Source organism: Microvirga sp. HBU67558 (assembly GCF_018069605.1).
In the GTDB taxonomy this organism is placed as follows: Bacteria; Pseudomonadota; Alphaproteobacteria; order Rhizobiales; family Beijerinckiaceae; genus Microvirga; species Microvirga terrae.
On sequence record NZ_JAGPUP010000420.1, the window covers coordinates 1 to 10,312 of the forward strand.

General features: G+C 61.0%; 9 protein-coding genes and 1 pseudogene. 6 read left to right on the forward strand and 4 right to left on the reverse strand.

Features of this window, described 5'->3' with window-relative positions; translation table 11 throughout:
* Positions 1-352 precede the first annotated feature (352 nt).
* Entirely contained in the window at positions 353-1,561 is a 1,209-nt protein-coding gene (locus KBI52_RS03905) for an aspartate aminotransferase family protein (RefSeq protein WP_210805469.1), read from the reverse strand.
* A gap of 503 nt (positions 1,562-2,064) precedes the next feature.
* Between KBI52_RS03905 and KBI52_RS03910 the strand changes: the two genes are divergently transcribed.
* The 5 genes and pseudogenes from KBI52_RS03910 to KBI52_RS03925 all read left to right on the forward strand — a co-directional run bounded on the left by KBI52_RS03910 (position 2,065) and on the right by KBI52_RS03925 (position 8,024).
* Positions 2,065-2,631 carry a type 1 glutamine amidotransferase domain-containing protein gene (locus KBI52_RS03910; RefSeq protein WP_173947658.1) on the forward strand — a complete coding sequence of 189 codons (567 nt, stop codon included), beginning with the start codon at positions 2,065-2,067 and terminating at the stop codon, positions 2,629-2,631.
* 220 nt (positions 2,632-2,851) lie between these two features.
* Positions 2,852-3,961 carry a glycosyltransferase family 4 protein gene (locus KBI52_RS03915; RefSeq protein ID WP_210805471.1) on the forward strand — a complete coding sequence of 370 codons (1,110 nt, stop codon included), beginning with the start codon at positions 2,852-2,854 and terminating at the stop codon, positions 3,959-3,961.
* Between the two features lie 227 nt (positions 3,962-4,188).
* Positions 4,189-6,402, forward strand: coding sequence for an amylo-alpha-1,6-glucosidase (locus KBI52_RS03920; protein ID WP_210805473.1), 2,214 nt, complete (start codon positions 4,189-4,191; stop codon positions 6,400-6,402).
* A 222-nt stretch (positions 6,403-6,624) separates the two neighbouring features.
* Positions 6,625-6,741 (forward strand): annotated as a pseudogene (locus KBI52_RS32645) (IS3 family transposase); the annotation flags it as partial.
* Positions 6,742-6,911: 170 nt separating this feature from the next.
* Complete coding sequence (locus KBI52_RS03925) at positions 6,912-8,024, forward strand: NADH:flavin oxidoreductase/NADH oxidase (protein ID WP_210805475.1); 1,113 nt, start codon at positions 6,912-6,914, stop codon at positions 8,022-8,024.
* 319 nt (positions 8,025-8,343) lie between these two features.
* Here the strand turns inward: KBI52_RS03925 and KBI52_RS33915 are convergent, their stop codons facing one another.
* Complete coding sequence (locus tag KBI52_RS33915; RefSeq protein WP_371823108.1) at positions 8,344-8,466, reverse strand: hypothetical protein; 123 nt, start codon at positions 8,464-8,466, stop codon at positions 8,344-8,346.
* A 123-nt stretch (positions 8,467-8,589) separates the two neighbouring features.
* The gene (locus KBI52_RS03935; RefSeq protein WP_173947656.1) at positions 8,590-8,733 is read right to left on the reverse strand and encodes a hypothetical protein; all 144 of its coding nucleotides are present in this window, start codon (positions 8,731-8,733) and stop codon (positions 8,590-8,592) included.
* Between the two features lie 996 nt (positions 8,734-9,729).
* Between KBI52_RS03935 and KBI52_RS03940 the strand changes: the two genes are divergently transcribed.
* Positions 9,730-9,987: a hypothetical protein gene (locus KBI52_RS03940; RefSeq protein ID WP_210805477.1), complete on the forward strand. Its 258-nt coding sequence runs from the start codon at positions 9,730-9,732 to the stop codon at positions 9,985-9,987.
* A 31-nt stretch (positions 9,988-10,018) separates the two neighbouring features.
* Here KBI52_RS03940 and KBI52_RS33395 read toward each other — a convergent pair whose 3' ends face one another.
* A complete protein-coding gene (locus KBI52_RS33395) occupies positions 10,019-10,141 on the reverse strand; it encodes a hypothetical protein (protein ID WP_256439458.1) in 123 nt (40 codons plus the stop codon).
* Positions 10,142-10,312 lie beyond the last annotated feature (171 nt).

Sequence of the window (10,312 nt, forward strand, 5' to 3'; positions counted from 1 at the left end):
AGCCAAGCTTCCCTGCCGGCCGAGTATCGAGACGTCGCGACTTGGGAGAAGCCATTCGACGCCTACGCCTTGGCACTGGCCCTTGCGAACCTGACGGGAGATGTCGCGAAATCCAGAGTAGGCTCAGACCTTTCGCTTGCGGCTCCGCCGACAGACCAACGCGCAATCCGCTCCTCACACCAGACAGAGGCCGGACCTAGGGCATCGGACGATTACACGGCCGCATATCCACCAGCAGCCTTGCGGTAGCTCCAGCACTCGTGCAGCGCGAAGTGATCGCAGATGTGCTCACCCGCTTGAGCACCGGAGCCAGCCTACATCGCGTCCAGGTCGTGTTCGGCCGAGCCCGGGCTCATGGACAGATCAGCGGTACGGCTGCGCCAACAGGCATTCTTCCGCCATCACACCTTACAGGGTTTACCCTGACGGTAGGTTGCAGGCATTGCGCCAGTATCCGCAGTCCCTCCACGGCGGTCACGTCATCAATGGTCAGTGCGGGAAACAAGGTCAGTGTCGTGTCCTCGGTAGTGATCAGAAGGCCGTTCTCGCGACAGCGAGTCTGAATGCGCTCGGCATATTCGGCATCACCAATATCGACCCCGACCGCCAGTCCCTGAACGCGCACCTCCGTTTGAGGGCCAAATGGCATCTGCAACAGGCGCTCCCGCATGAAAGCGCCGATAGTGGCGACGTCGACCAGGATCTCGTCTCCTTGCTCTGCCCAGATCTGAAGATTCGCCAAAGCCGCCGCGACGCTGAGCGGATGCCAGCCATAGGTCGAATAGACGCCGAGCTCCTGCATGGCCGCTGCAACCGCCCGGATGGTCAGCGTCGCCCCCATGGGAGCGTAACCCGCGGTGACAGCCTTGGCGAGACACACGATGTCGGGTTTGAGGCCGAACAGCTCAAAGCCGAACATGCGACCCGTCCGGCCGAAGCCGGTCGCTACCTCATCGATGATGAGGAGTGTGCCGTAACGCCGGCACAACCTCTGGACGCCTCGCATGAAAGTGCGGTCTGGAATGAGGACGCCGAGATTGCAGATGATAGGCTCCATGATGAAACCGGCCACGTCCTCCCGACTCAAAAGAGCCTCGACGCGCTCCAGGCGCGTGGCATCGAGCGGTGGCTTGATCTTGGCGGAGGATGGGCGCAGGCCCGGAATGCGCCCGCGGAGATGGGAGTCTCCGACGCCGCGATTAGCAATGGCATTGCCGTGATAACTGCCCTCGATGGCGACGAACTTGCTGCGCCCGGTATGCAGTATCGCCGCCTGCAGGGCGATGTCCACGGCCTCGCTGCCGCCGGCCGCTCGAAAGCACTGCGTCAGCCTACCGCCCGCGAGTTGTGTCAGGCGGTCAACCAACTCTGCCCAGGGTTGGTAGCGATAATAGGGATGGACGTACGTCGGGCCGTCGAAGTCGCGGATTGCCGCAATGATGTCCTTGCGCCCCCAGCCAAGATTGCCAACGCACCAGCCGGCCGTGAAGTTGATATAGCGGCGGCCGTTCGCGTCGAAGATGAGGCTGCCCTCGGCGCGCGTCACGACGAGGTCTTCCATCCCGGCCTCATTAGCGGGGGCTTTCCGTTCCCGCACTCTGGCTTCCATAGCGAGCCTCGATCGTTCGGCTTGGGCGGTCTAGGGATCCGGCAAAAGGTGGTAGTCAGCGTTCGTTCCGCAGCCCAGGATCCGTTACGCCAACCGGATGAGGAACAACTGTCGGCTTGCCTCCGGGGTGGACATAAGATCCTGTGGCCTAACAGGTGATGCAACAAAAGTATCCGTGATCCAGCGTTAGGCGATTGCCTACCACGGCGATGTCTATCTGGCCATGACGGTTGCTCCCTCAGTGATAGTCCCTAGGAACGGCACCCCGCTGCCTATCATTTCTCGACATCCGATGACTTGGCTCGACCGACCACTCATTGGGCAGGCCTGGCACGTACTGGCCAAGGGAAATCATAGCAGTTCGGGCGCTTCTCCCCACCTCGTGCTGGCAGACGGGGCTGTGCTCATGAGGCACTGCCCTATCAACCCACCTCGCATTGAACGGAGACGGATCCATGGCAGACGGAAACCTGAACGGGCTGAAGGTGGCCATTCTGGTCACGGACGGGTTTGAGCAGGTCGAACTGCTCGAACCCCGAAGGGCCTTGGATGAGGCCGGGGCCGAAACCCTGGTCGTTTCACCCAAAGGCGACCGAGCGCGAGGTTGGAACTTTACCGATTGGGGCGATGAGGTTGCAGTAGACGTGCCCCTCGACCAAGCGAAGCCTGACGACTTCGACGCCCTTCTGCTGCCAGGCGGCGTGATCAATCCCGACAGGCTGCGGATGGATGACAACGCGATCGCCTTCGTGCAGGCGTTTGTTGATGCCGGAAAGCCGGTGGCCAGCATCTGCCATGGTCCCTGGACCCTGATCGAGACCGGCAAGATGCAGGGACGGCGCATGACCTCCTGGCCATCACTCCAAACCGATCTGGAGAACGCTGGAGCCCACTGGGTCGACCAAGCGAGCGTCGTCGACGGCAATCTAATTACCAGCCGCATGCCCGATGACATCCCAGCCTTCAACCGCGACATGATTGGCCTGTTCAACCAGGCCCGCACACGACGGCCGGCGGCATGAGTGCCGTCCGACTGGAGCCGGGCAGGGTGGAACAGCGTCCCTTCGGTCCCACGCAGGGCGGTGATCGGTGAAGCCCACCGCGCCGCCGCAATCAGCAGCTTCCGCGGGGGCGATCTTGGCCAAGCCGATGCTGTGTGCCCGAGGTCATGAAGCATCGCTGCTGGTGAGGTCCCCGGCTCCTGAATAACCCAAACCACTTGATCGCAGAAAGAAGCACTCGATGCGCATCGCACAGGTCGCCCCGCTGGCAGAAGCCGTACCGCCCAAGCTCTACGGCGGCACCGAACGGGTTGTCTCCTGGCTCACAGAGGAGCTGGTGGCTCAGGGACACGAGGTGACACTCTTCGCGAGCGGCGACTCCGTGACATCGGCTCATCTTGTCCCCTGTACCCCGTGCAGTCTGCGCCTGTCCGGCATTCGTGATCATACCGCGAGCCATCTGGTGATGCTGGACAAGGTCCGGGCCCGCGCGGATGCCTTTGACGTGATCCACTTCCACGTCGACCTCCTCCAGCACGTGTTGTTCCGGGACATCGCTCACAAGTGCCTCACGACCTTGCATGGACGACTTGATTGGCCCGACTTCATGCCGGTGTTTCGAACCTTTCGCGAGATGCCGCTGGTGTCCATCTCCAACAGTCAGCGGCTCCCCATGCCGCCAGACGTGAGCTGGCTTGCGACTGTTCATCACGGCCTGCCTTCAACCGTTTGCCCGTTCGATGCGCGTGGTGGCGACTATCTGGCCTTCCTTGGTCGCATTTCGCCCGAAAAGCGGCCCGACCGGGCCATCGAGATTGCCAAACGCGCAGGTGTCCCGCTCAAGATCGCCGCCAAGGTCGACAAGGCGGACCAAGAGTATTTCGAGGTCATCCGCCCGCTGCTGGATCATCCGCTCGTCGAGTTCGTCGGGGAGATCGACGAGAGTGCAAAATGCGACTTCCTCGGGCATGCACGCGCTCTTCTATTCCCGATCAACTGGCCCGAGCCGTTTGGCCTCGTGATGATCGAGGCCATGTCGGCTGGCACGCCTGTGATTGCCTGGCGCAACGGTTCGGTGCCTGAAGTCATTGCCGATGGCGTTTCAGGACGAGTAGTGGAATCTGTTGATGAGGCCGTCGCTGCGGTTGAGACCGTTGACGCTATCAACCGCTCCGCCGTTCGGGCTCACTTCGAGCAGCACTTCACCGTCTGCCGCATGGTGGCAGGCTATCTTGCCGCCTATAAGCTCTTGCTCAACCGAAGTGCCACCCCAAGTCCAGTCAAGCTAACGTCGCCGACATACCCTGCAAACGCCCTCAGCCGATCCGCCGAGTTGCGGGGCCGGCGATGACATCTCGGAAGATCGCGAGCAGTGGCTCAGGTGTTCTTTCGAACGTTGTTCCCCAGCAACATGCATAGCGGAGAGTTATGTCACGATGGAACCTTTCCTACAGGACATGGCCATGATCAGAAGAGCCTAATTGACGTCACGTCAGCAGTCAGATTCAGTCAGTCAATGTCGAGCTGATGTTGGTCGAGACGAATGGTACCAGCGCGTCAACAGCAACGGGGGTCGGTATGAACGATCGCGTCACCGGGCCGTCTTCGGACCACACAGAGCCTGTCTCGGAGCAACTTTCCGAAGGCTACATCGAGGCGCAGAACTCCTTAGTGGAGCGCACCTTGCGAACGCTGAAGACCGGCGACGCCTTCGCCGTGCTCGATAGCAATGGAGACTGTGGCATCATGCAGCCCAGTCCGGAAGGATTGTTCTTTCAGGATACGCGTTACCTGTCACGGTTCGTGTTGCGGTTTGACGGCAAGCGGCCGCTGCTGTTGGGCTCGGTCATTCAGGACGACAACGCGGCACTCACTGTTGATCTGACGAACCCCGACATCCGGCCTGGAACGGAAACCGCGCTCCCGCGCGATATTGTCGCGCTCAGCCGGACCAAGTTCCTTTGGCAGGGGGTCCTCTTCGAGCGGATTGGCCTTTGCAACTACGACACTCGCCGGCGCGTCTTCCACCTCGAATGTCGTTTCGCCGCCGACTTTCGAGATCTGTTCGAGGTCCGGGGCATGCAGAGGGCGCGTCGCGGCCGCCATTCCGTCGAGACGCTGGCTCCCGATCGCGTCGTCTTCAGCTACGAGGGACTCGACGGGATCGTGCGGCAGACCGTGCTGCGCTTCGAGCCATGGCCGACGCAACTCGGGGCCGACCGGGTTGTCTACGAGATAGCCCTGGAGCCCGACGAGCGCCGTTCAGTCCTGATCACGGTGGCCTGTGAGGAGCAGAAGTCTGGGGAGGCTATTAGCTCCAGGGCACCGAACTTCCTGAAAGCGTTGCGTGACAACCGCCGGGCCTTGCGAGCGGCGACACGACAGATCACTAAGGTGAAGACCTCGAATAGCCTGTTCAACGAGATCATCTCGCGATCATCATCAGACATGTACATGCTGGTCACACCGACCGAGCATGGGTTGTACCCGTATGCCGGTATACCCTGGTACAGCACAGTGTTCGGACGCGACGGGATTATCACAGCAATGATGCTCCTGTGGGCGGATCCATCGATTGCCAAAGGGGTGCTGCGCTATTTGGCCGGGATGCAGGCCACCGAGGTCGATCCTGCCGCGGACGCTCAGCCCGGCAAGATCCTGCACGAGCGCCGCCTGGGCGAGATGGCCCAGCTCGGTGAGGTGCCGTTCCGGCGCTACTATGGCACTGTGGACGCCACCCCCCTTTTCGTCATGCTAGCCGGTCAGTACTACGAGCGCACTGGTGATCGCGAAACTATCGAGGCGATCTGGCCCAATATCGAAGCGGCCCTGCGCTGGTGTGATGTGTACGGCGACCGCGATGGCGATGGCTTTGTCGAGTATCACCGGGAAACTGAAAAGGGGCTTGCCAACCAGGGCTGGAAGGACAGCCACGATTCCATCTTCCACGCCGATGGCTCGGGAGCCGAGGGCCCCATCGCCCTATGCGAGGTGCAGGCTTATGTCTTCGCGGCCAAACAGGCGGCGGCGCGACTTGCGCATGCACTCCATCGGCACGATCTCGGCGACAGACTTGCCAGAAAAGCCGGCAACCTTCGGGAGAGGTTCGAGGCCGCGTTCTGGTGCGAGGAGATCGGCACCTACGCCTTGGCGCTTGATGGAGCCAAGCGGCCTTGTCGCGTACGGACGTCAAATGCCGGGCATGCCTTGTTTGCCGGGATTGCCGCTCCGGACCGCGCCCGCCGCGTTGCCACGACGCTGCTGAGCCCCGATTTGTTCAGCGGCTGGGGCATTCGTACCCTGGCGCGAGGCGAAGCCCGCTACAATCCGATGTCGTATCACAACGGCTCGGTTTGGCCCCATGACAACGGGCTGATCGCCCTGGGGCTCGCACGGTATGGCTTGAAGGCTGACGCGGCGCAAGTCTTCAAGGCCATGTTCGAGGTGGCCACCTATCAGGAGTCCCGTCGTCTGCCCGAGCTGTTCTGCGGTTTCACGCGCCGGCGCCATCGTGGACCGACAGCGTATCCCGTGGCCTGCTCGCCGCAGGCTTGGGCTGCGGCAACGCCGTTTGCGCTCCTCCAGGCCACCTTGGGGCTGGAACTCGACTACCAAGGCAACACGGTCCACTTCAACGATCCGATTCTGCCGGATTTCCTAGGCGAGGTTTTGATCCGAGGGCTGCACCTGAATGCATCAAGCTTTACCCTGAGTTTGCACCGGCACGAGCAGGATATGTCGCTCAATGTGCTGGAGCGTGGAGGCGATGCCCGTGTCATCCTCTTGAAATAAGAGAGCACAAGGAAATGTGGAGTAACAACGTTGCATGTAACTCTGGCTTTCGGAAGCCCTGCTGCGGTTGGGCCGGATCGCCGCCTTCCGGAGGGTCCCTCTCGCTGTCTGCACCACAGATCCTTATGCTTGTCATGTCCACCGCAGCAACAGGATCAGCATCGCATCTCAGAGGTGGATCTGACGATTGGAACGTTGAAACGATGTCGTCGGATCTTACTTCTGAAGGCCTACGACAGTGTCGTTGAAACACGCGATTCGATCGGTCTGTATCTGACCTTTTGCAATACCCGGAGGCCTCATTGGAGCCTCGACCGGAGGACACCCGTTCAGGCTTAATCAAGCGGCTCCCGCAACGCGCGGCAGCGTACCCCCGGCATACGCTCCACTTAGCAAACCAAAACCGCTGTTCAAACAAACGGAGCCACCTAACAACCTCACGACAGAGGGCTTTAGGGTCATTGTGTTCCTTACGAAGATACGATCATCTGCAACCGAAGAGGCAGCTCATGTCGCACGCAAAACTCTTCACCCCCTTCCGGATCGGAGATCTCGAACTCACTAACCGGATCGTCATAGCACCCATGTGCCAGTACTCGGCTGAGAACGGCTGCATGACCGACTGGCACCTGATCCACTTGGGCCAGCTTGCACTGTCGGGCGCGGCGCTCCTGACCGTCGAGGCGACGGCAGTTCTGCCTGAAGGCAGGATCACCTATGGGGATGTGGGCCTCTATTCCGATGAATGCGAGGCTGCCATGCGACGCGTCCTGGACGGCATCCGCCGCTGGTCCGACATGCCGATCGCGATCCAACTGGGCCATGCCGGGCGCAAGGCTTCCACGGAGGTGCCCTGGAAAGGCGGCAAACAAATCCCGCCCGACCATGCCAATGGTTGGCAGACAGAAGCGCCTTCGGCGATCCCTCACGACGTCGGCGAGGTTCCGCCGAAGGCCCTTGATGAGGACGGCCTCAAGCGGGTGAGAGATGCCTTTGCCGATGCGGCAACACGCGCAGCCCGGCTCGGCATCGACGCCGTTCAGATCCATGTGGCGCACGGCTATCTGCTCCACCAGTTTCTCTCACCCCTGTCGAACCAGCGGGATGACAGTTATGGCGGCTCCCTGGAGAACCGGATCCGCTTCCCGCTCGAAGTGTTCGACGCCGTTCGCGCCGCCTTTCCGGCAGAGCGCCCGGTGACGGTGCGCGTATCAGGCACGGATTGGGCCGAGGGTGGTTGGACAATCGAAGAGACGCTGGTTTTCGCCAAAGCGCTCAAAGCACACGGCGGCAGCGGAATCCACGTGTCGAGCGGTGGATTGACGCCGGCGCAGAAGATCCCGGTGGGGCCGAGCTACCAAGTACCGCTGGCCCGTTCCCTCAAATCGGTCGGAATGCCCGTCATCGCCGTAGGCCTCATCACCGACTATGTGCAGGCGGAATCCATTCTGGTCACGGGTGATGCGGATCTGATCGCCCTTGCCCGCGCGGTACTCTACGATCCCCGCTGGCCTTGGCACGCAGCCGCGTATTTCGGTGCCTCTGTCAAGACACCGCCCCAGTATCTTCGTTCCCAGCCACGGCCACACCCCAATCTCTTCACGGTGCGGGCGGACAACTGAACATCGGCGGGTCAATAGGATTCAAACGCTATCGCTGGCCGGCTTGACCGGGTCTGTGGCTCATCGGGACAGCACCTGGCATTGTCCGCACCTTCTTATCCTGATCAACCCGCTGTGCACCGGGACTACTTTGACAGGGCGCGCGTCGCGCCGATAAGTCAGACAGTTCCGGAGCCAGGTGAGCGCAGCGACGGCACGACTGCATAACCCTATCGGGAAGTCAACCTACATAATTCTCCACAACCGCGAGCGATACTGACCATGGTCTTGCTACGCTTCTGATACTGCTGGCGAATTCATCACGCTGGGGTTCGAGCCATCATGAGCTTGACGATGCGGATTGACGCGTTCGTGCAAGTGGTGTGCTAGGGAACCAGGCGCCGAGCTGCACGAGGTTCATGGCGGCTGCCGTGAGCACGTGTTGTAGATGCGTCTTGGCCAACCCGATGTGGCGTGAGCGCCGGAGGTGCAGGTTCGGTCACCTGCCGATATCGTTCCCTCAGTCCCGGCGCGCTGCTGATACTCTCGTGCGAAAGCGGGCTACGCCTCAAGCTCGCGAGCCGCTTCAAGGGTCTCTTGTTCCTCTTGTTATCTCGCCTTCGAGCATCTCCTGCATGACGGCGCGCACGATCTCGCGCAGGCTGTCCGGGTGGTGGTTCAGAAGGTCCTTGATGGCAGCGGTAGCAGGTTTATCCTTGGTGCTGGTCATGGTGGGGCTCCTCTCGGAGTGCGTTACGTCGAACATCACCATCCTGGCACAACCGCCCCGCTCAGGCCATTTGCAGAACCTTCACCACACTACTGACAGCAGCGGTTGCCCGGTGCAGCAATCCCGCAGGGGATAGGGGCTACCGCGTCGACTTCCGGGTAATCGGGATTGCGGATCGGGTCGAGCGCTCGGTATCGACCCATGGCCGGCCTATGTTCGAGAACGGTCGGCCGTGGGTGGGATCCACCGGCCCTGCGTGAGGCCGAGGAGCGTTTACGGCAGTTCGCCAAGCACTCCAGCAACGTGCTGTGGATCCTCGATGCCGCGACAATGCGGCTCATCAGAGCCAACTGAAGCGCCTAAAGTCAGCGAGGCGGGCCCAACGCTCCTTCTTCGTTCCCGATCAGGTTGCAAAGCTCGTCCACCATCCTGTCGGCACCAACCCTGCCGATCAACGCACGTCTCGAGCCGAGCCTTTGCGACTTGGGCAGACGTAATGCACCTGGTGGCTGTTTGCGGACCAGCCGCTCCAGTGAAGCTTTGCCGCCCCAAGTTCCTAACCGATGATGCCTCAGCGGTGACGTCCATGATCTCCCCGGTGAGGGTCCTTGCCCGCAGCTTGGCTACTGCCGCCGCCGCGTGGGCTCTTGGGTTGATCGGCGTCCTTGTTGTGGTGGCCACTGTAATTTCCACCGTGCTTACTCTTCTGCGATTCGTCTTTGCGCCCGAGTTTGGCCATGGCAGCCCTCCTTCGGTTCTTGTCCTGTCTTGTCGGAAACGATGCTGAGATCGTGTGGTTCCGGGGAAGCATGCCCGCTTCGGAGAGAAATTGGTGCATCTCAGTGTCATTGATGAAGAGCTTGCAACCTGACGCTGATCGCAACTTCAAGAGTGCGCTTCGCTCCCCGTGTCGGCATCCCATAAAGTGGCTGCATTTAGGTGTTTATAGAAATCGAACACCACTCGTCGGATGGCTCAGATTACGGGACCCGGAGAATGCAGCTCAGCGAGACGGCCTGTGAGATTCTGGATCTTTTCCGCGAGACACACCGCAAGCCCGGCGCGCGCATGATAATGACAACGTTGGAGGCGCGCTTCGGTACGGATCCCGCTGTTGCAGTGTCTGTTTCCGAGTTGACCCACCTCGGTTACGTGACCGCGCCCGACGCCGGGACAATCGAACTGACGGCCCGCGGCTTCGACGCGGTACAAAGCGGCGATTATCGGGACAACCCAAATAATGGCAGGACCTGACAAGGATCGCTTCAAATGCCGCGTGCCTGAGTTAGCTTGCCTTGGCCTCATCTTCGAACTCGGGCTCATCCGTGTCGAAGAGGTCTGTGGCGTCGACAAAGTAGGGTCCGACCTTTGGATCAACGCTTTCCAGCGCCTCGATCGTCTCAACCATGCCTTTCGCGATGGCCAGCATCGGCGCGGTGAAGCCCGGCCAGATGCGCTGGAACGATTGTCCCCAGCCGAGAGGACCGCAACACCAACCGGTGATGTGCGGCTTGTTGGACCTGCCCCCAGATGTGATCCACGGCTTATGCAACTTTCCGGGCTAGGTAAGTTTGTCGGG